The sequence below is a fragment of the Streptomyces sp. NPDC054786 genome (genome assembly GCF_053611685.1).
The window spans coordinates 84,159-103,370 of sequence record NZ_JBSHAW010000030.1 but is presented as its reverse complement, the minus strand read 5'-3'; the positions used below and the strand labels follow the sequence as shown (position 1 = coordinate 103,370).

Below are 19,212 nucleotides of genomic sequence, written 5' to 3'. Positions count from 1 at the left end.
CTCGCCGCGGCAGCTAAGGAGAAGCAGCCCGAAACGCATGATGCACAGCACCCTAGCCGAGGTTCGCCCTGTATGGCGGTCGCGTATCAGTATGCGGGATCGGACGCGCGTTGTTCCCCAAATGCGACCAACCACACTTTTTCGGGAATTTCGGCCGCAGGCAGTGACAGCTGCGTTACACAGTGCCACCGTTTGTCCATGGACCTCAACGACGCGCAGTCAGATCCCGCCACCTGCCACACGCCCGTCTTCTGCACGATCATCCCGCCGCACATCCTCGACAACCTGGCGCAGTCCGACGACCCGGCCCGGCACGAGCCCGCCCGCCGCACCCTGGAGCACGACCACGCACGGCGCGCCCAGCGCCGCGAGATCGCCGCCCGCGACCTCACCCCCGGTGAGCCCGACGCCGCCGCCGACAAGCCGAACCGCACCATCTACGACGCCCGTCACCAGGAGGACCTGCCCGGTCACAAGGTGCACGCGGAATCGGACGGCCCCGCCAAGGACGTCTCCGTCAACCGCGCCCAGGCCGGTCTCGGCGCCACCTTCGAGCTCTACCTCAAGATCTACGGCCGCAAGTCCATCGACGGCGCTGGCCTGCCGCTCAACGCGACCGTCCACTATGGCCGGAAGTACGACAACGCCTTCTGGGACGGCGAGCGGATGGTCTTCGGCGACGGCGACAACGACCTGTTCAAGGACTTCACCATCCCCGTCGACGTCATCGGCCACGAACTCACCCACGGCGTCACGCAGTACACCGCCAACCTCACCTACGAGGGCCAGCCCGGCGCCCTGAACGAGTCCGTCTCCGACGTCTTCGGGGTGCTGATCAAGCAGTACGCCCTCGGCCACACCGCCGACCAGGCCGACTGGCTGATCGGAGCCGACCTCCTCGGCCCGAACGTCACCGGCAAGGCGCTGCGCTCGATGAAGGCCCCGGGCACCGCGTACGACGACGACGTCCTGGGCAAGGACCCGCAGCCCGCCACGATGAAGGGCTACGTCCGCACGACCGACGACAACGGCGGCGTCCACATCAACTCCGGTATCCCCAACCACGCTTTCTACCTGGCCGCCACCGCGCTCGGCGGCAAGGCCTGGGAGCGGGCGGGGCAGGTCTGGTACGACGTCCTGACCGGCGGCAAGCTCGCCAAGGACGCGCAGTTCGCCGACTTCGCCGCCCTCACCGTCAAGGCCGCCCAGGCCCGCTTCGGCGCCGGCGCCGAGCACGAGGCGATGGTCAAGGCCTGGACGCAGGTCGGTGTGACGCCGAAGTAGCAGCGCCACGAGGTCCGCGGTGCGGGCAGCGCCGGCAGGCACGCCCGTCCCGCGCACGGTAAGCGTGGCCGTACGGGGTAGGAGTCCGTCGGAGGACGTCGGAGGAGTCCGTTATGCGCATTCACATTCACCGCACCGGCGGCTTTGCGGGCGTGGACCGCCGCGCCGAGGTCGACACCTCGGGCCGCCCTGACGCCGGCGACTGGCAGTCCCTCGCCGAACAGGCCGTCGCCACTGCCCGCACCGAACCCCCCGTCGGAGTACCGGACGGCTTCAGCTACCAGATCACGGTCGACGGCCGGACGGTGTACTGCTCCGATCCGCGGCTCACGGACGAGCAGCGCTCGCTGATCACCAAGGTGATGAAGGAAGGGGCGTAGGGGCCGGGGCGCCACCGCGCCCCCGCACCCTGCGGGGGCCGGGATCCCGCCACGCCCCAACTGCCCTTCCCTGACCGCCTCTTGACAGTGTTACCGGCGGTTTGGAAGATCCGGCCCATGACAACGGTGCCGGTCTCCCCCACGTCCCTGCCCCGCTTCCCCCGTGACTTCGTGTGGGGGGTGTCCACGTCCGCCGCACAGATCGAGGGAGCGGTGGCGGAAGACGGGCGGGGGCGGTCCGTATGGGACGTCTTCGCCGCGGAGGCCGGGCGGATCAAGGACGGGTCGGATGCCCGGGTGGCGACCGATCACTACCACCGGTACCGGGAGGACGTCGGGCTGCTCAAGGAGCTCGGAGTCGGGGCGTACCGGTTCTCGGTGGCCTGGCCGCGGGTGGTGCCCGACGGGGACGGGGCGGTCAACGGGGCCGGGCTGGACTTCTACGACCGGCTGGTGGACGCGTTGCTGGCCGCGGGGGTCGCACCGGTGCCGACGCTCTTCCACTGGGACACACCGCAGGCACTGGAAGAGCGCGGCGGATGGCTCCGGCGGGAGACCGCTGAGCGCTTCGCGGCGTATGCGGACGTGGTGGCGGGGCGGCTCGGGGACCGGGTGGAGCGGTGGATCACGCTCAACGAGCCCGCCGAGGTGACCCTGCTCGGTTACGGGCTGGGACAGCATGCGCCGGGCCGGCAGCTGCTGTTCGAGGCGCTGCCTGCGGCGCACCACCAGCTGCTGGGGCACGGGCTGGCCGTGCAGGCGCTGCGGGCCCGCGGGGCGCGCAGTGTCGGGATCGCCAATTCCCACGGTCCGACCTGGCCGGCGAGCGCGTCGGAGGCGGACACCGCGGCGGCCGGTCTGTACGACTTGCTGCTCAACCGGCTGTTCGCGGAGCCGGTGGTGCTGGGGCGGTATCCGGACGAGGAGCTGGCGGCGCTGCTGCCGGGGCCGGTCGCGGAGGATCTGAAGGTCATCTCGCAGCCGTTGGACTGGTACGGGATCAACTACTACCAGCCGACGCTGGTGGGCGCCCCGGAGGCGGACGGTGCCGGGGCGGCCGACTTCGGCGGGATCCGGCTGCCGCCTGAACTGCCCTTTGCGCCGCGGGAGGTCGAGGGTTATCCGCGGACCGACTTCGGCTGGCCGGTGGTGCCGGAGGCGCTGACCGAGCTGCTGGTGTCGTTCCGGGAGCGGTACGGGGACCGGCTGCCGCCCGTCGTGATCACCGAGAACGGGTGCTCGTACGAGGGGACCGAGGACGGGGAGCGGATCGCGTTCCTGGACGGGCATCTGCGGGCGCTGCACGCGGCGATGGCGGCCGGGGTCGATGTCCGCGGGTACTTCGTGTGGTCGCTGATGGACAACTTCGAGTGGGCGGAGGGGTACGCCCGGCGGTTCGGACTGGTGCATGTCGACTACGCGACCTTGGCGCGGACGCCCAAGGCCTCGTACCACTGGCTGCGGGATGTGCTGCGGGAGCAGGCCCGGGGATGAGCGGCCCGGCTCCCGAGGCGCTTGCGGAGCCGTCGGAGAAGGTCGGGCGGGCGTGGACCGCCGCGCTGTCGCTGGCCAACGGGGCGATCTGGGCCGGGTGGTACGGGCCGCTGCAGATACTGCTCGCGCTGCAGGCCGCGGAGCTTGCGCCGCCGGGGGTATCGAAGGAGTCGGTGCTGGCGTGGGTGACGGGGGTGGGGGCCGCCGTCTCGATGGTGTCCAACCCGCTGTTCGGGGCCTTGTCGGACCGTACGGCCTCGCGGTTCGGGCGCCGTACGCCGTGGATCGTCGCGGGGGTGGCGGGCGGGGCCGGTGCGCTGGTGCTGCTGGCCGGGGCGGGCACGGTGCCCGTGATGGCGCTGGGGTGGTGTCTGGTGCAGCTCACCCTCAATGCGGCGTTCGCGGCGATCACGGCGGCGGTGCCCGACCGGGTTCCGCACCGGCAGCGCGGGGCGGTGGGCGGCTGGCTGGGTGCCGCGCAGATCCTGGGCGTGGTGGCCGGTACGGGCCTGGCGACGGCCGCGGGCGGGGTGACCGCGGGCTATCTCGCCTGCGCCGGTTTCGCGTTGCTGGGCACCCTCCCGTATGTGCTGCTGCACCGGGACCCGGTGCTGCCGGCCGAGCGGCGCCCGGCGCTGAGCGTGCGGGTCCTGGTCGCCGGGTTCTGGATCAGTCCGCGCCGCCATCCGGATCTGGGGTGGGCCTGGCTGACCCGGTTCCTGATCAACCTCGGCAATGCGCTGGCCCTGCTGTACCTGCTGTACTACCTGCGCGATGTGCTGCACCGGCCGGACCCGGGTGGCGGGGTGCTGGTGCTGACCGCGGTCAATGGCGTGACCTTGCTGGGCACCGTCGTCGTCGGGGGGTTCTGGTCGGACCGGGTCGGGCGGCGGCAGCCGTTCGTGCGGTGGTCCGGGGTGATCATGACGGTGGCGACCGGGCTGCTGGCCGGGTGGCAGACCTGGGCGGGTGCGCTGTGTGCCGCGGCGCTGCTCGGGGTGGGGTTCGGCGTCTTCACCGCCGTCGACTTCGCGCTGATGACGGATGTGCTGCCGGCCGCCGCGCACCGCGGCAAGGACATGGGCGTCATCAATATCGCCAACTCGCTGCCGCAGGTGGCCGCCCCTGCGCTGGCCGCGCCGCTCGTACATCACCTCGGCGGCTACCGGACGCTGTACGCCGTCGCGGCGGCGGTCGGGCTGGTGGGGGCGCTGCTGGTGCGCAGGATCCGGGGCGTGGCGTGAGGGCCGCAGCGCCTGTCCGGCCCCGGGAGCCGGGCCGGGCTCAGAAGCCCAGTTTGCGCAGCTGCTTCGGGTCGCGCTGCCAGTCCTTGGCGACCTTGACGTGCAGATCCAGGTAGACCGGCGTGCCGAGCAGTGCCTCGATGTGCTTTCGCGACTTCGTGCCGACCTCCTTCAGGCGCTTGCCCTTGGGGCCGATGATGATCCCCTTCTGGCTGGGGCGCTCGATGTAGACATTCGCGTGGATGTCGAGGAGGGGCTTGTCGGCGGGGCGGTCCTCGCGCGGGAGCATCTCCTCGACGACCACCGCGATGGAGTGCGGCAGCTCGTCGCGGACGCCCTCCAGCGCGGCCTCGCGGATCAGCTCGGCGACCATGACCTGCTCGGGCTCGTCGGTGAGATCGCCCTCGGGGTAGAGCGGCGGGCTCTCGGGGAGCATCGGCACGAGGAGGTCGGCGAGGAGCGACACCTGGGTGTCGCCGACCGCCGAGACCGGGATGATCTCGGCCCACTCGATGCCCAGCTCCTGGCCGAGCTGGTCGACGGCGATCAGCTGGGCGGCCAGCGCCTTGGAGTCGACCAGGTCGGTCTTGGTGATGATGGCGACCTTGGGGGTCTTCTTGATGCCGGCCAGCTCGTTCGCGATATAGCGGTCGCCGGGGCCGAGCTTCTGGTCGGCGGGCAGACAGAAGCCGATGACGTCCACCTCGGACCAGGTGGTCCGTACGACGTCGTTCAGCCGCTCACCGAGCAGCGTGCGCGGCTTGTGCAGACCGGGGGTGTCGACGAGGACCAGCTGCGCCTCGGGGCGGTGCACGATGCCGCGGACCGTGTGGCGGGTGGTCTGCGGGCGGGTGGAGGTGATGGCCACCTTCGTGCCGACGAGAGCGTTCGTGAGGGTGGACTTGCCCGCGTTGGGGCGACCGACGAAGCAGGCGAAGCCCGCGCGGTGCGCGGCGGAGGACTCTGTACGAACGCTCATGGCGCCCATTCTCCCCGATGCCGGGCGCGGCTCCGACCACCCGCCCCTGGCGGCCGGTATGGAGCGGCCCGGAACGGGGCGGCCCGCCGAAGCCGGTGGGCCGCCCCGTACGCCGTCGTACGGCTCGGCGCGCGCTCAGGCCTGTGCGTCGCCCGCCGGGACGGCGCTGCGCAGGGCGCCGTCGAGGCCGGCGACCAGGACAGGGGTCGCGGGCCCGCCGAGGTCCCGTACGGCCGCGCGGTCCGCGTCGGTGGCGCGCTCGGCGTCGGTGACCACGGCCGCGGCCTCCAGGGACGTGGCGCCGCTGGCGACGGCCATGGCGACGGCCGTCCGCAGCGCGCTGAGCTGCAGCGAGTCCAGGGCGACGGTGCCGGCGACATAGGTGCGGCCGGTCTCGTCGCGGACGGCTGCGCCCTCGGCCACGCCGTTACGGGCCCGCGCCGAGCGGGCGAGCGTGATGATCTTTCGGTCTTCCGGGTCCAGCGGTGCGGCTTCGCTCATACGGGCGAGCATATGCGGGGCGGCGGGAGGCGGCGGGAACGGGGGCGGCCGGCAAGGCCGGGGCCGCACCGGCCGCCGTCCCGCGGGGGGTCACCCCGCGAGGGAGGACACCCCTCCCTCACGCTCGGCCTCGCTCACGCGCGGGGACCCCCATCGCCGTCCCTCCGCCGAGGTGAGCCACTCCAGCTTCGCCGCGGTGTCCGTCTCGGGGCGCGGGTTGTGCAGCACGATGGTGAGGTCGGGGCGGACCGGGATCCGCAGCTGGGTGGACTCGAAGTGCAGCGCGCCGACGCGCGGGTGGTCCATCTCCTTGTGGAGCGTCCCGCCGTCCTGGACATCGCCACGCCCCCACAGTCCGGCGAATTCCGCGCTGAGCGCGGAGGCCTCGCGCACGACCGCGTCGAAGCCCTCGTCGCCGGGCCGGGCCGAACACGCGGCACGGTACTGGGCCACGATCACGGGGGCGATCGTCTTCCAACTGACCGACCGCGCGCGGTAGACGGGGTCGGTGAAGAACGCGATCAGGCAGTTCGGCGAGACACCGGGGCGGCCGTGCCCCAGCACCAGGTGCGCCGCGTCGTTGTAGGCGATGGTGTTCCAGTACGGGTCCATGATGTGCGCCGGGAGCGGCATCCAGGCGTCGATCAGCCGCTGCAGGCCCGCGCAGACATCGCTGAGACCCAGCTCCTCGGCGTCCAGCCGCGGCGGCGGGTTCAGCCCGGCCAGGACGTACAGATGACGCCGCTCGGCGCCGTTGAGCCGCAGCACCCGGGCGACCGAGTCCAGCACCTGCGGCGAGACGGTGATGTCACGGCCCTGCTCCAGCCACTGGTACCAGGACGCACCGACCCCGGCGAGGACGGCGACCTCCTCGCGGCGCAGTCCCGGGGTGCGGCGGCGGCCTCCGTCGGGCAGGCCCGCCTCGGCCGGGGTGACCCGGGCCCGGCGGCTCATCAGAAAGTCGCGCAGTTCCTGGCGTCGGCGCGCGGTGTCCTGTCCGGCAGCGTTCACGACCACGTTTCTCCCCCTGTCGGCGTGGCTGGTGGTGCGGACACCACGATAAGTTCCCGCTCCCCACGGCGTCTTCCGGGACCGCAGGCTCGTTGCATGCCAGTAACCGAGACCTCGCTGCCCACCGGCACCCCGCCGGGCCCGGGTCCCCGGGAGAACGCCTCCCGGACCCCCGCCGCAGCTCCCGCCGACGTGCGGATGACCCCGCGGGCCAAGCTCATCCTGCTTCTCCTGTGTGCGGCGCAGTTCATCGTCGCGCTGGATTTCTCCATCCTGAATGTGGCGCTGCCCGTGCTCGGCAGGGACCTGGGCATGGGCCAGGCCGATCTGCAGTGGGCGGTCACCGCCTTCGCGCTGCCCTCCGGCGGCTTTCTGCTGCTCTCCGGCCGGATCGCCGATCTCTTCGGGCGGCGCAAGCTGTTCCTCGTCGGGCTCGCGCTGTTCACCGCGGCCTCGGTCCTGGCCGCGCTCGCCTGGTCCCCGACGGCGTTCCTGGCCGGGCGTGCCCTGCAGGGACTGGGCGCCGCGATCATCGTGCCCACCGGAATGTCGCTGCTGACCACCACCTTCGCCGAGGGCCCGCAGCGCGAACGCGCTCTGGGCATCAGCGGCACCCTGCTCTCGATGGGCTTCACCATCGGCATGGTGCTGGGCGGGGTGATGACGGACGTGCTGGGCTGGCGCTCGACCATGGGCCTGCTGTCCGCGGCCGGGGTGGCCGTACTGGCCGCGGCGCCGGTGCTGCTGACCGAGTCCCGCCCCCAGGGTCCGGGCGGCCCGCAGCGGCCGCGGATCGATGTGCCCGGGGCGGTCACCGTCACCGGCGGGCTGCTGTCGCTGATCTACGCGCTGTCGACCGCCGCCGCGCAGGGCTTCGGCCGCCCGGACGTGCTGGTGACACTGATCGCGGGCGTGGCGCTGCTGGCCGCGTTCGTGCGGGTGGAGTCGCGGGCCGACCAGCCGCTGGTGTCCCTGCCGATGCTGCGCCGCCGGACCGTCGCCTGGGGCAATCTGGCGGGTCTGACGACCTTCGCGATGATGAGCACCGTCGTCTTCCTGATGACGCTCTACCTCCAGGAAGTGCTGCGGCTGTCCGCCTTCCGGACCGGTCTGCTCTTCGGTGTGCAGGGCGTGGTCTCGGCGTTCGCCGGCCTCGTCGCCCCGAAGGTCATCGGCCGGCTGGGCGCCCGCCGCACCCTGCTGACCGGGCTGCTGCTGCAGGCCGGTTTCACGGCCGCGCTGCTGGGGCTGGGCACCGGCAGCGGAATGTGGCTGGCCCTGATCGGGGTGACCTTCGCCAGCCTCGGTCATCTGTGGGCGATCATCTCCTACGGCGTGACCGCCACCTCCGGCGTCCCGGACGCCGAGCAGGGTCTGGCGACCGGCCTGGTCACCAGCTCGCAGCAGATGGGCATCACCCTCGGCATTCCGCTGCTGAGCGCGGTCGCCTCGGCGCATATCGCCGCGCTGCGGGCGGGCGGCAGCGGCTTCGCCGACGCCACGCTCGGCGGCATCAAGCTGGGCCTGGGCCTGGACGCGGCGCTGGTCGCGGTGGTGGCGCTGCTGGTCACGGCCGGGCTGCGGACGGTCCGTACGACGCGCCGCGGCTGACGGAAGAAGAGGGCTGCCCCGGTCCCCCGCGCCGGGGCAGCCTGCGCGGAAAGACTTCTTTCACGATTTCTCTCACGCAGGGCGGTCACGTTCTCGGCGACCGCCTGAAGATCTTTCCATGCGGTGCGTCGTGGAATCCAGACCCCTCGGAAATGGCTTGCAGAACATTTCCGGTGAACTGGAGATAAGTAGCCGCATGGAGTGCGGTGGCGGGAAACGCTTTCGCCGTCACAAGGAATGACGTATCGAATTCCGCACGCGTTCAGCCGGCGGAGCGCCCGCCCGCCCAGGGCTCCTCGGCGGCGGTCGCGCCCTGGGGACGCACCGGCTCGCACAGCACCGTAATGATCTTGTTTCGGCGGCCGCCCGGTGACTCCGCGGTCAGCCGGAGCGCCTTCAGGCCCGGGTCGGTCGCGTCGTCGGAGAGGTCCACCTCGGCGGTGGCGCCGGCGATGGGGACCCGGCCGAGGAGCTTGGCGAGCAGCCCACCGACCGTTTCGACGTCCTCGTCGTCCAGCTCGGCCAGGCCGTACAGCTCGCCGAGGTCGCCGATGTCCAGGCGGGAGGTGACGCGGTAGCGGCCGTCGCCGAGGTCTTCGACGGGCGGCAGTTCCCGGTCGTATTCGTCGGTGATCTCGCCGACGATCTCCTCCAGGATGTCCTCGATGGTGACAATGCCGGCGGTGCCGCCGTATTCGTCGATGACCACCGCGACATGATTGCGGTCCTGCTGCATTTCGCGCAGCAGATCACCGGCATTCTTGGTGTCGGGAACGAAAACGGCGGGGCGCATGGCCGTGGATACCAGCTCGTTCTCGGCGTCGCGGCTGATGTGGACCTTGCGGGCGAGGTCCTTGAGGTAGACCACGCCGACGACATCGTCCTCGTTCTCGCCGGTCACCGGGATGCGCGAGAAGCCGGAGCGCAGGGCGAGGGTCAGCGCCTGGCGGATGGTCTTGAAGCGCTCGACGGCGACCAGGTCCGTCCGCGGCACCATCACCTCGCGGACGAGGGTGTCACCGAGCTGGAAGACGGAGTGCACCATCCGGCGCTCCTCGTCCTCGATCAGCGACTCCTTCTCCGCGAGGTCGACCAGCGAGCGCAGCTCGGCCTCGGAGGCGAACGGGCCCTTGCGGAAGCCCTTGCCGGGGGTGAGGGCGTTGCCGAGGAGGATCAGCAGCTGTGGGACGGGGCCCATGATGCGGGCCAGCGGCAGCAGCACGTAGGCGGCGCCGGTGGCGGTGTTCAGCGGGTGCTGGCGGCCGATCGTCCGCGGCGAGACGCCGACGGCGACATAGGAGACCAGCACCATCACGGCGATGGCGACGGTCAGCGCCTGCCACGTCTTGTCGAAGGAGCGCAGACAGGCGTAGGTGACCAGGACACCGGCGGCCATCTCGCAGCCGACCCGCACCAGCAGGGCGACATTGAGATAGCGGGTGGGGTCCGCGGCGACCGCGGCGAGCTTGGCACTGCCGCGGCGGCCGGAGCGGACGGCCTCCTCGGCCCGGAAGCTGGTCGTACGGGCCAGGCCGGCCTCCGCGCAGGCGGCGAGCCAGGCGATCACGACGAGCAGGACCGCGACCGCGATCAGCTGGGTGGTCATCGGGTGTCCCGTCAGGTCACGGTGGGGGCCGGCGAGGGGCCGGTCAGGCCCTGCTCGGTCCGCCAGCCGTCGATGATCGCCGCCTGCAGGCCGAACATCTCGGCCTTCTCGTCCGGCTCTTCGTGGTCATAGCCGAGGAGGTGGAGCACACCGTGGACGGTGAGCAGCTGGAGCTCCTCGTCCATGCTGTGCCCGGTCGGGGCCTCCTCGCCCTGCTTCTTGGCGACCTCCGGGCACAGCACGATGTCACCGAGGAGCCCCTGCGGGGGCTCCTCGTCGTCCTTCACCGGCGGACGCAGCTCGTCCATCGGGAAGGACATGACATCGGTCGGTCCCGGCAGGTCCATCCACTGGATGTGGAGCTGCTCCATGGCCTCGGCGTCCACGACGATCACGGACAGCTCGGAGAGCGGGTGGATACGCATCCGGGCGACGGCGTAGCGGGCGACATCCAGGATGGCCTGCTCGTCGACGGCCGTGCCGGACTCGTTGTTGACGTCGATGGACATGGGGGAGTTGCTTCTCGCTTCTGGTTGCTGGGCACGGGCCGGCCGGTAGCCCCGGCCGGCCGGGGCTCACTTGCCGTTGCGGCTGTCGTACTTCTCGTAGGCGTCGACGATACGGCCGACCAGCTTGTGGCGGACCACGTCCTGGCTGGTGAGCAGGGAGAAATGCACATCGTCCACGCCGTCCAGGATGTCCCGGACCTGGCGCAGACCGCTCTTCGTGCCGCCGGGGAGGTCGACCTGGGTGACATCGCCGGTGATGACGATCTTCGATTCGAAGCCGAGGCGGGTGAGGAACATCTTCATCTGCTCGGGGTTCGTGTTCTGCGCCTCGTCGAGAATGATGAACGCGTCATTGAGCGTCCTGCCGCGCATGTACGCCAGCGGCGCGACCTCGATCGTGCCCGCGGCCATCAGGCGCGGGATGGAGTCGGGGTCGAGCATGTCGTGCAGCGCGTCGTAGAGCGGGCGCAGATACGGGTCGATCTTCTCGTAGAGGGTGCCGGGCAGGAAACCGAGCCGCTCGCCGGCCTCGACCGCGGGGCGGGTCAGGATGATGCGGTTGACCTGCTTGGCCTGCAGCGCCTGCACGGCCTTGGCCATCGCGAGGTAGGTCTTGCCGGTGCCGGCCGGGCCGATGCCGAAGACCACGGTGTGCTCGTCGATGGCGTCGACATAGCGCTTCTGGTTGAGGGTCTTGGGCCGGATCGTGCGGCCGCGGTTGGACAGGATGTTCTGGGTGAGCACCTCGGCGGGCGTCTCACTCACGGCTCCCTCGCCGTCCTCCGCCGCGCGCAGCATCGCGATGGAGCGTTCCACTGCGTCCTCCGTCATCGGTTGTCCGGTGCGGAGCACCAGCATCATCTCGTCGAAAAGGCGCTGGACGAGGGCGACTTCCCCGGCATCGCCGACAGCACTGACTTCGTTGCCCCGGACATGGATGTCGGTCGCCGGGAAGGCTTTTTCGATCACGCGCAGAAGGGAGTCTCCGGACCCCAGGACCGTGACCATCGGGTGTTTGGCCGGGACGGTGAACTGGGCGCGTGCCTGCGGTTGCGTAGGTGTCTGAGTCATGGGGCGGCTCGGTGGCCTGCTCAACCCCCATCCTTTGCTCGTAAGAGGTGCCTGCCTGCACTCGACCTGCACTCGACTCCTTGGGATACAAGAGTACGACGGGGCACTGACAGGCCCGAGGGCTTTTCCTGCCGGGGCGGGCAGCCGGGGCGGTCCCGGCCCGGTCCGGGACCGCTCAGGCCGGGCGGCGGAAGCCGATCGTGGGAACGGCGCGAGCCAGCGGGGCGGGCCGGTAGGCCGCGGGCAGCACCTCGTCCAGGAAGGCGTACTGGCGGCGCAGCGCGCCGGGCGCGCCCGCCTCGTAGCCCCGCACCTGTTGCCACCAGCCGGCGATCTCGGCCCAGCCCGGCGCGGACAGCGAGCCGCCGAACTCCTGCACGGACAGCGCGGCGCTCAGCCCCGCGAAGGCCAGCCGGTCGGTGAGCGGCCAGTCGGCGAGCGTGCCGGTGACGAACCCGGCGACGAAGACATCTCCGGCGCCCGTCGGATCCAGCGCCTCCACGGCAATGGCGGGCACCTCGGCGCTCTCGCCGGTCCGCCCGTCCACCGCGTAGGCGCCCTCCTCACCGAGCGTGACCACCGCGAGCGGCACCCGGTCGGCGAGCTTGTGGGCGGCGGCGCGCGGGCAGTCCGTACGGGTGTAGCGCATCGCCTCCTCGGCGTTGGGCAGGAACGCCTCGCAATGTTCGAGGTCGGCGAGGTCGGCCGGGTCCCAGCGGCCGGTGTCGTCCCAGCCCACATCCGCGAAGATGCGGCTGCCGCGGCCGGCCGCGCAGCCCAGCCAGCCCTCCCGCCGGCGGCCCGGCACCAGCGAGGCGATGCAGGCGCGGGACGGCGGCGGGCAGCCCGGGGCGTGCTTGCCGTCGAAGGCGAAATCGGGCGGCGGCGCCTCATGGCCGTGCGAGACCATCGTGCGCTCGCCCTCGTACGCCATGGAGACGGTGACCGGGGAGTGCCAGCCGGGGACGGTGCGTGACAGCGCCAGGTCGATGCCCTCGCCCTGTTCGAGCGCCTCCCAGCAGTACTCGCCGTAGTGGTCGTCGCCGAACGCGGCGGCGAGCGAGGTGCGCAGGCCGAGCCGGGCCAGTGCGGTGGCCATGTTGGCGACGCCCCCGGGGCTGGAGCCCATGCCGCGGGCCCAGGATTCGGTGCCGCGGACCGGTGCGGAATCCAGGCCGGTGAAGATGATGTCCAGGAAGACCGTGCCGGTGAGATAGACGTCGGTGTGCGGATCGCCGGCGGCGCGCACCCCGGCCAGCGGATCGAGGGGCGGTGGCACCGCGGCCGGGCCCGCGGGCGGTTGGTCATCGCGTCGGCTGCTCACCGTGCTCGCTCCTCTCGTATCGGCACGTGCCGCCAGTGTGCCTGATGCTGCGGTACGTTCCGCCCCATGAGGCTGACGATTCTCGGCGGGGGCGGCTTCCGGGTGCCGCTGGTCTACCGCGCGCTGCTGGACGACCCGGCACACTCCGTCTCCGAGGTGGTGCTGCACGACACCGATCCGCGCCGGGTGGCGGTGATCGCCGAGGTGCTGACGCGGCTGGCCCAGGGGCATCCGACGCCGGTACCCGTACGGGTCGCGGACGGCCTGGACGACGCGCTGACCGGCGCAGACTTCGTCTTCTCGGCGATCCGGGTGGGCGGCACCGCCGGCCGGATACGCGACGAGCGGATCCCGCTGTCCGAGGGGGTGCTCGGCCAGGAGACGGTCGGCGCGGGCGGTGTCCTCTACGGGCTGCGGACGGTCCCGGTGGCACTGCACATCGCCGAGCGGGTCGCGGCGCTCGCCCCGGGGGCCTGGGTCATCAACTTCACCAACCCCGCGGGCACGGTCACCGAGGCGATGTCCCAGGTGCTCGGCGACCGCGTCATCGGGATCTGCGATTCGCCGGTGGGGCTGGTGCGCCGGGCGGCGCGGGCGGCCGGCGCGGACCCGGCGGCCCTCGCGGACACGAACCGGGCGAGCTACGACTACGTGGGGCTCAACCACCTCGGCTGGCTGCGGTCGTTGACGCTGGACGGCACCGAGCTGCTGCCGGGGCTGCTCGCCGACGACGCCGCCCTGGGCTCCTTCGAGGAGGGCCGGCTCTTCGGCGCCGACTGGCTGCGGACCCTGGGCGCGCTCCCCAACGAGTATCTGCACTACTACTACTTCCGCCGCGAGACCCTCGGCTCCGTACGGGACACCCGGGAGACCCGCGGCGAATTCCTCGACCAGCAGCAGGGCGGCTTCTTCGAGCGGGCCGCGGCGGCCGGCGGCCCGGAGGGGGCGTACGAGCTGTGGGAGCGGACCCGGCTGGAGCGCGAGGAGACGTATATGGCGCACAGCAGGGAGGCCAGCGGCGGCTGGCAGCGCGACAGTCACGATCTGGAGGGCGGCGGCTACGACCGGGTGGCGCTGGCGTTGATGCACGCCATCGTGGGCGACAGCGGGACCCGGCTGATCCTCAACGTCCGCAACGGGACGACGGTGCCGCAGCTGGCGCCGGACGCGATCGTGGAGACGGTGTGCGAGGTGACCGCACAGGGCGCCAGGCCGCTGCCCTGCGCGCCGCTGCGGGAGGACCAGTTGGGGCTGATGCTGCAGGTCAAGGCGGTGGAGCGGGCGACCGTGGAGGCGGCGACGTACAAGGACAGGGACGCCGCGCTGCGGGCGCTGGCGCTGCATCCGCTGGTGGACTCCCCCACGGTGGCCGCCCGCATTCTGGAGCGGGCGGCCACGGAGGCGTAACGGCACGGGGGCGGCCGGCCACGGAGGCGTGACGGCACGGAGGCGTGAGGCCACGGAGGCGTGACGGCACGGGGGCGGCCGGCCACGGAGGCGTGAACGGCACGGAGGCGTGAGGCCACGGAGGCGGAAGGCCACGGAATACCCTCCGCCCCCGCCGCGTTGTGGCCCGCAAGGGGCGCATGCACCCCCTACGGGATGTGTCCGCCCGTACCCTTAGTGGCCACGCTTGATCCACTCCTCCAGATGCGGGGCCTCCGCCCCGATCGTCGTCGCATCGCCGTGCCCGGTACGGACCTGCGTCTCCGGCGGCAGGTCCAGCAGCCGGTCCCGGATCGAGGCCACGATCGTCGGGAAGTCCGAGAAGGACCGGCCGGTCGCGCCGGGGCCGCCCTGGAAGAGGGTGTCGCCGGTGAACACGGTGCCCAGCTCGGGGGCGTAAAGGCAGACCGCGCCGGGCGCATGGCCCGGGGTGTGCAGCACGGTCAGATCCGTACCGGCGATGGTCAGCACCTGGCCGTCCGCCAGCTCCGCGTCCGGCGAGGTGTCCGCGTGCGTCATCTTCCACAACGGCAGGTCGGCGGGGTGCAGATGGATCCGGGCGCCGGTGCGGGAGGCCAGCGCCGGGGCCGCGTCGATGTGGTCGTTGTGCCCATGGGTGCAGACGATCGCGCGCAGCGTCCGGCCGCCGAGGGCTTCGAGGATGGCGTCGGCGTCATGGGCGGCGTCGATGACGATCGCCTCGTCGTCATCGCCGACGATCCATACGTTGTTGTCGACGTCCCAGGTGCCGCCGTCGAGGGAGAAGGTTCCGGAGGTGACCAGGTGGTCGATACGGGCCGCCATCAGAGCGTCACCACCGAACGCAGGACATCGCCCGACTCCATCCGCTCGAAGGCCTGCTCCACGTCCTCGATGCCGATCGTCTCGGTGACGAACGCCCCCAGGTCGATCCGGCCCTGGAGATGCAGATCGACCAGCATCGGGAAGTCGCGGGAGGGCAGACAGTCGCCGTACCAGGAGGATTTGAGGGCACCGCCGCGGCCGAAGACGTCCAGGAGGGGGAGTTCCAGGGTCATGTCCGGGGTGGGGACGCCGACCAGGACGACGGTCCCGGCCAGGTCGCGGGCGTAGAACGCCTGCCGGTAGGTCTCGGGGCGGCCGACCGCGTCGATGACGACATCCGCGCCGAAGCCGCCGGTCAGCTCGCGGACCGCCTCGACGGGGTCGGTGGAGCGGGAGTTGACCGTATGGGTGGCGCCCATGGAGCGCGCGGTCTCCAGTTTGCGGTCGTCGATGTCCACCGCGATGATCTTGACGGCTCCGGCCAGCCGCGCCCCCACCACGGCCGCGTCACCGACGCCGCCACAGCCGATGACCGCGACCGAGTCACCCCGCCCGACGCCGCCGGTGTTGATGGCGGCGCCGATGCCCGCCATCACCCCGCAGCCCAGCAGGCCGGCCGCCTCGGGGGCCATCTCCGGGTTGACCTTGGTGCACTGCCCGGAGGCGACCAGCGTCTTGTCGGCGAAGGCGCCGATGCCCAGCGCCGGGGTCAGCTCCGTGCCGTCCTTCAGGGTCATCTTCTGGCGGGCGTTGTGGGTGTCGAAGCAGTACTGGGGGCGGCCGCGCAGACACGCGCGGCACTGGCCGCACACCGCCCGCCAGTTGAGGACGACGAAGTCCCCCGGCGCCACGTCGGTGACCCCGGTGCCGACCGACTCCACGATGCCGGCTGCCTCGTGCCCGAGCAGGAACGGGAAGTCGTCGTTGATGCCGCCCTGCTTGTAGTGCAGATCGGTGTGGCACACCCCGCACGCCTGAATCTTCACCACGGCCTCGCCGGGGCCCGGATCCGGCACCAGGATGGTCTCCAGCCGGACCGGTTCGTTCTTCCCCGGCGCAATCACGCCGCGCACTTCCTGTGCCATCGGGACAGCCCCTTTCAAAGATCACGTACGGGACCACTGTGGCGCACCGCCACTGAGCCGTGCCTCACCGTACGCGTGCCGGGCCACCAGGCACAGGACCACGGCCGGGTCCGTGATCTCCGGCCCGGGGCCGCCGGCCGCGCGCCCGTTCGTGGTGCCCGCCACCGCGGACCAGCGCGACGGAGAGCGCCGCCGGGACGCCCACCACCGACAGGAGGTTGCCGGGCACTTCGAAGAGCGCATACGCGACGAAGAACAGGCCGGCGCCGAAGCCGAAGGCGGCCGCGGAGATGCCGACGTCGGCGCGCAACTGGTCCTGGGCGAAGCCGATGTTGACGACGAACATCACGAACATCAGCGGGACGACGCGCTTGAAGATCTTCCCCACGGCGCCCTGCAGATGCGGGTCGCGGGGCTCCTGAGGGGCGGGGTGGTCCGGGGCGGTGCTCACATGCGACTCCGCTGTCGTCCGGCCGCCCGGAGGCGGCCGGGGAGCTGGGGCAGGCCCCGGGGATCACCAGCGGGGCATGGCGGGGGCTGCCCAGTCCGGGTCGGCCCGCCGCATCGCCGCGGTGTCATCGCGGTCGCGCAGGCCGCCGTCGTCGGCCAGCCAGCGGCGGTGCAGTACGGCGAGCCGGTCGCGGTCGAGGGTGACGCCGAGGCCGGGGGCGTCGCTGACGTCCACCCGGCCGTCGCGGAAGGTGAGCCGCTCGGTGAGGACGTCCTCGGTCTGCCAGGGGTAGTGACTGTCGCAGGCGTAGTCGAGGTTGGGCACGGTCGCCGCGACCTGGGTCATCGCGGCGAGGCTGATACCGAGGTGGGTGTTGGAGTGCATGGACAGGCCGACGCCGAAGGTGCGGCAGACGGCGGCGAGTTCACGGGTGGCGCGCAGCCCGCCCCAGTAGTGGTGGTCGGAGAGCACCACCTGGACGGCGCCCCGGGTGAACGCCTCGGCGATCTCGTCGAAGGTCGTCACGCACATGTTCGTGGCGAGCGGGAGCGGTGTGGCGGCGGCTACCTCCGCCATCCGGAACGTACCGCTCGCCGGGTCCTCCAGGTACTCCAGGACGTCCCGCAGTTCCTCCGCCACCGCCAGCGAAGTCCGTACGCTCCAGGCGCCGTTGGGGTCGAGCCGCAGCGGCTGCCCGGGGAACTCGGCGGCCAGCGCCCGGACCGCGGCGATCTCCTGCGCGGGTGCGAAGACCCCGCCCTTGAGCTTGAAGGACGTGAAGCCGTAGGTGTCGGCGAACCGGCGCGCCTGGGCGACGACGCCGGCCGGGTCGAGCGCCGCGCCCCAGTCGTCACGCTCCCCCCGGCCGCCGGGGTGCCCGGCCCAGCGGTAGAAGAGGTAGGCGCTGAACTCCACGCGGTCGCGGACCTTGCCGCCGAGCAGGGCGTGCACGGGCAGTCCGGCGGACCGGCCCCAGGCGTCCAGGCAGGCGACCTCGAAGCCGGAGAGGACGGACAGCCGTAGCTTGTCGGCGGTCTGGACGCCGCGCAGCCCGCCGACGTCCACCGCGTCGGCGCCGGTCGCGGCCGGTGAGTCACCGCACACCTCGGCGGCGAGCGCGGGCAGGGCGTTCAGGTCCGTGACCGACCGGCCGATCAGGGCGCTGGCCAACGGCTGGGCCAGCTCCAGGTACTTGGTGTCCCCGTAGGTCTCGCCGAGCCCGGTGGCACCGCCCTCGGTGGTCAGCTCGATGATCAGCCGGGGGGTATAAGGCTGGTGCACGCCCTGGGTGTTCAGCAGCGGCGGATCGGCCACCAGGATCGGGGTGAGCCGGACCTCGGTGATCGTGAGGCGGTTCTTGGCGTCCGTCATCCAGGAGGCTCCTACGCGATCGAGGGCTGTTTTCATATGTAGATGGCGTCTACAGATGGAGTGGGAGGTTAGGGAGCCCGCCTCACGACCGTCAAGAGCCCGCACCGCACGAGCCTTTGCCAAGGGTTGAATCTTCGCGCGTAGATACCGAAATGAGGCTCTGTTAGACCTACGGAGTCCCGTTCGTGTCTTCTTGAGGAGCCGCGCATGCCGCGCCCCGCCCGTTTCCGCCCCGCCCTCTCCCGAAGGGCCCGCCTCGGCGCCACGACGGTCGCCGCCCTCGTCGCCGGCACCGCGGTCTTCGGCATCGGCCAGGCCACCGCCGAACACTCCGTGCCGCGCACCGACAAGGAGATCCCCAACCTCACGCAGGTGCAGGACAAGATCAAGGCGTACTACGGCGACACGGTGACGGCGGACGGCGAGCACTACGCCTCCCCGCACAGCAACTACGCACGTCAGGTCCACGGCATCGAGGCCAAGGCGCGCGGCTATCTGTCCAAGGCCCTCACGCAGCACGGCCGGACGGGCAAGCGGGCCAAGCCGGCCATCGTCCTCGACATGGACGACACCACCCTGCTCACCTACAACTACGAGCTCCAGGTCGGCTTCCACTACACCGAGGAGAGCCAGGACACGTACCTGGCCCACACCGACATGGACCCCGTCTTCGGCATGAACCGGCTCGTCAACTGGGCCCACGACAAGGGCGCCGAGGTGTTCTTCCTGACCGGCCGCAAGGAGGCGCAGCGCGACTGGAGCGTCCGCAACCTCAAGAACGTCGGCTACGGCGTGCCCCTGGACCGCCGGCACGTCTACCTGAAGAACAAGGAGCACCCGCCGGCCTACCTGCCCTGCGGCGCCACCTGCACCACCGTCGAGTACAAGTCGGGCACCCGCAAGCACATCGAGTCCCTCGGCTACCGGGTCGTCGCCAACTTCGGCGACCAGTACAGCGATCTGAACGGCGGCGCCGGGGACCGGACGTTCAAGCTGCCGAACCCGATGTACTACCTGCCGTAGGAAGCGGCGCGCGCCCGG

17 protein-coding genes and 1 pseudogene are annotated in these 19,212 nt (G+C 71.6%); 7 read left to right on the top strand and 11 right to left on the bottom strand.

Features of this window, described 5'->3' with window-relative positions:
* Positions 1–198: 198 nt before the first annotated feature.
* The 4 genes from ACWGI6_RS25045 to ACWGI6_RS25030 all read left to right on the top strand — a co-directional run bounded on the left by ACWGI6_RS25045 (position 199) and on the right by ACWGI6_RS25030 (position 4,402).
* Positions 199–1,284 carry a M4 family metallopeptidase gene (locus ACWGI6_RS25045; protein WP_453269580.1) on the top strand — a complete coding sequence of 362 codons (1,086 nt, stop codon included), beginning with the start codon at positions 199–201 and terminating at the stop codon, positions 1,282–1,284.
* Between the two features lie 113 nt (positions 1,285–1,397).
* A complete protein-coding gene (locus tag ACWGI6_RS25040; RefSeq protein WP_453269579.1) occupies positions 1,398–1,664 on the top strand; it encodes a protealysin inhibitor emfourin in 267 nt (88 codons plus the stop codon).
* A gap of 117 nt (positions 1,665–1,781) precedes the next feature.
* On the top strand, positions 1,782–3,158 hold the full coding sequence (locus tag ACWGI6_RS25035; RefSeq protein ID WP_453269578.1) for a GH1 family beta-glucosidase: 1,377 nt from the start codon (positions 1,782–1,784) through the stop codon (positions 3,156–3,158).
* A complete protein-coding gene (locus ACWGI6_RS25030) occupies positions 3,155–4,402 on the top strand; it encodes an MFS transporter (RefSeq protein ID WP_453269577.1) in 1,248 nt (415 codons plus the stop codon). The genes ACWGI6_RS25035 and ACWGI6_RS25030 overlap by 4 nt, the downstream gene beginning before the upstream one ends.
* A gap of 40 nt (positions 4,403–4,442) precedes the next feature.
* On the opposite strand, the gene era is transcribed toward ACWGI6_RS25030, so the two are convergent.
* The 3 genes from era to ACWGI6_RS25015 all read right to left on the bottom strand — a co-directional run bounded on the left by era (position 4,443) and on the right by ACWGI6_RS25015 (position 6,899).
* The gene (era, locus tag ACWGI6_RS25025) at positions 4,443–5,390 is read right to left on the bottom strand and encodes a GTPase Era (protein WP_393905512.1); all 948 of its coding nucleotides are present in this window, start codon (positions 5,388–5,390) and stop codon (positions 4,443–4,445) included.
* A gap of 126 nt (positions 5,391–5,516) precedes the next feature.
* Positions 5,517–5,882, bottom strand: coding sequence for a cytidine deaminase (locus ACWGI6_RS25020; RefSeq protein ID WP_453269576.1), 366 nt, complete (start codon positions 5,880–5,882; stop codon positions 5,517–5,519).
* A gap of 90 nt (positions 5,883–5,972) precedes the next feature.
* Positions 5,973–6,899 carry a helix-turn-helix transcriptional regulator gene (locus tag ACWGI6_RS25015; RefSeq protein ID WP_453269575.1) on the bottom strand — a complete coding sequence of 309 codons (927 nt, stop codon included), beginning with the start codon at positions 6,897–6,899 and terminating at the stop codon, positions 5,973–5,975.
* A 90-nt stretch (positions 6,900–6,989) separates the two neighbouring features.
* Between ACWGI6_RS25015 and ACWGI6_RS25010 the strand changes: the two genes are divergently transcribed.
* Complete coding sequence (locus ACWGI6_RS25010) at positions 6,990–8,504, top strand: MFS transporter (RefSeq protein ID WP_453269574.1); 1,515 nt, start codon at positions 6,990–6,992, stop codon at positions 8,502–8,504.
* A 262-nt stretch (positions 8,505–8,766) separates the two neighbouring features.
* On the opposite strand, the gene ACWGI6_RS25005 is transcribed toward ACWGI6_RS25010, so the two are convergent.
* From ACWGI6_RS25005 to ACWGI6_RS24990, 4 genes are all read right to left on the bottom strand, one after another.
* Positions 8,767–10,110, bottom strand: a complete 1,344-nt coding sequence (locus ACWGI6_RS25005; RefSeq protein ID WP_453269573.1) for a hemolysin family protein — start codon at positions 10,108–10,110, stop codon at positions 8,767–8,769.
* An 11-nt stretch (positions 10,111–10,121) separates the two neighbouring features.
* Positions 10,122–10,619 (bottom strand): rRNA maturation RNase YbeY, encoded by a 498-nt coding sequence (gene ybeY, locus ACWGI6_RS25000; RefSeq protein ID WP_453269572.1) that lies wholly within the window; start codon positions 10,617–10,619, stop codon positions 10,122–10,124.
* Positions 10,620–10,685: 66 nt separating this feature from the next.
* Positions 10,686–11,690 (bottom strand): PhoH family protein, encoded by a 1,005-nt coding sequence (locus tag ACWGI6_RS24995; RefSeq protein ID WP_030984499.1) that lies wholly within the window; start codon positions 11,688–11,690, stop codon positions 10,686–10,688.
* 175 nt (positions 11,691–11,865) lie between these two features.
* On the bottom strand, positions 11,866–13,014 hold the full coding sequence (locus ACWGI6_RS24990) for a carbohydrate kinase family protein (protein WP_393905507.1): 1,149 nt from the start codon (positions 13,012–13,014) through the stop codon (positions 11,866–11,868).
* 66 nt (positions 13,015–13,080) lie between these two features.
* Between ACWGI6_RS24990 and ACWGI6_RS24985 the strand changes: the two genes are divergently transcribed.
* Positions 13,081–14,421 (top strand): family 4 glycosyl hydrolase, encoded by a 1,341-nt coding sequence (locus ACWGI6_RS24985; protein WP_453269571.1) that lies wholly within the window; start codon positions 13,081–13,083, stop codon positions 14,419–14,421.
* A 213-nt stretch (positions 14,422–14,634) separates the two neighbouring features.
* Here ACWGI6_RS24985 and ACWGI6_RS24980 read toward each other — a convergent pair whose 3' ends face one another.
* The 4 genes and pseudogenes from ACWGI6_RS24980 to ACWGI6_RS24965 form a co-directional block, all read right to left on the bottom strand.
* Complete coding sequence (locus tag ACWGI6_RS24980; RefSeq protein ID WP_453269570.1) at positions 14,635–15,264, bottom strand: MBL fold metallo-hydrolase; 630 nt, start codon at positions 15,262–15,264, stop codon at positions 14,635–14,637.
* Positions 15,264–16,349: an S-(hydroxymethyl)mycothiol dehydrogenase gene (locus ACWGI6_RS24975; protein ID WP_453269569.1), complete on the bottom strand. Its 1,086-nt coding sequence runs from the start codon at positions 16,347–16,349 to the stop codon at positions 15,264–15,266. The genes ACWGI6_RS24980 and ACWGI6_RS24975 overlap by 1 nt, the downstream gene beginning before the upstream one ends.
* A 211-nt stretch (positions 16,350–16,560) precedes the next feature.
* Positions 16,561–16,704: pseudogene (locus ACWGI6_RS24970) on the bottom strand (MFS transporter); the annotation flags it as partial.
* A gap of 159 nt (positions 16,705–16,863) precedes the next feature.
* Positions 16,864–18,171, bottom strand: a complete 1,308-nt coding sequence (locus ACWGI6_RS24965) for a glucarate dehydratase family protein (protein WP_453269568.1) — start codon at positions 18,169–18,171, stop codon at positions 16,864–16,866.
* A gap of 207 nt (positions 18,172–18,378) precedes the next feature.
* Between ACWGI6_RS24965 and ACWGI6_RS24960 the strand changes: the two genes are divergently transcribed.
* Positions 18,379–19,194, top strand: a complete 816-nt coding sequence (locus ACWGI6_RS24960; protein ID WP_453269567.1) for an HAD family acid phosphatase — start codon at positions 18,379–18,381, stop codon at positions 19,192–19,194.
* Positions 19,195–19,212: the final 18 nt, after the last annotated feature.

Excerpts from the sequence above, each read along its gene's own strand:
- ybeY (WP_453269572.1), bottom strand. The coding sequence starts at position 10,619 with ATGTCCATCGACGTCAACAACGAGTCCGGCACGGCCGTCGACGAGCAG.
- ACWGI6_RS25045 (WP_453269580.1), top strand. The coding sequence starts at position 199 with ATGGACCTCAACGACGCGCAGTCAGATCCCGCCACCTGCCACACGCCC.
- ACWGI6_RS25030 (WP_453269577.1), top strand. The coding sequence starts at position 3,155 with ATGAGCGGCCCGGCTCCCGAGGCGCTTGCGGAGCCGTCGGAGAAGGTC.
- ACWGI6_RS25035 (WP_453269578.1), top strand. The coding sequence starts at position 1,782 with ATGACAACGGTGCCGGTCTCCCCCACGTCCCTGCCCCGCTTCCCCCGT.
- era (WP_393905512.1), bottom strand. The coding sequence starts at position 5,390 with ATGGGCGCCATGAGCGTTCGTACAGAGTCCTCCGCCGCGCACCGCGCG.
- ACWGI6_RS24960 (WP_453269567.1), top strand. The coding sequence starts at position 18,379 with ATGCCGCGCCCCGCCCGTTTCCGCCCCGCCCTCTCCCGAAGGGCCCGC.
- ACWGI6_RS24980 (WP_453269570.1), bottom strand. The coding sequence starts at position 15,264 with ATGGCGGCCCGTATCGACCACCTGGTCACCTCCGGAACCTTCTCCCTC.
- ACWGI6_RS24985 (WP_453269571.1), top strand. The coding sequence starts at position 13,081 with ATGAGGCTGACGATTCTCGGCGGGGGCGGCTTCCGGGTGCCGCTGGTC.
- ACWGI6_RS25040 (WP_453269579.1), top strand. The coding sequence starts at position 1,398 with ATGCGCATTCACATTCACCGCACCGGCGGCTTTGCGGGCGTGGACCGC.
- ACWGI6_RS24995 (WP_030984499.1), bottom strand. The coding sequence starts at position 11,690 with ATGACTCAGACACCTACGCAACCGCAGGCACGCGCCCAGTTCACCGTC.
- ACWGI6_RS25010 (WP_453269574.1), top strand. The coding sequence starts at position 6,990 with ATGCCAGTAACCGAGACCTCGCTGCCCACCGGCACCCCGCCGGGCCCG.
- ACWGI6_RS25020 (WP_453269576.1), bottom strand. The coding sequence starts at position 5,882 with ATGAGCGAAGCCGCACCGCTGGACCCGGAAGACCGAAAGATCATCACG.
- ACWGI6_RS24975 (WP_453269569.1), bottom strand. The coding sequence starts at position 16,349 with ATGGCACAGGAAGTGCGCGGCGTGATTGCGCCGGGGAAGAACGAACCG.
- ACWGI6_RS25005 (WP_453269573.1), bottom strand. The coding sequence starts at position 10,110 with ATGACCACCCAGCTGATCGCGGTCGCGGTCCTGCTCGTCGTGATCGCC.
- ACWGI6_RS24965 (WP_453269568.1), bottom strand. The coding sequence starts at position 18,171 with ATGACGGACGCCAAGAACCGCCTCACGATCACCGAGGTCCGGCTCACC.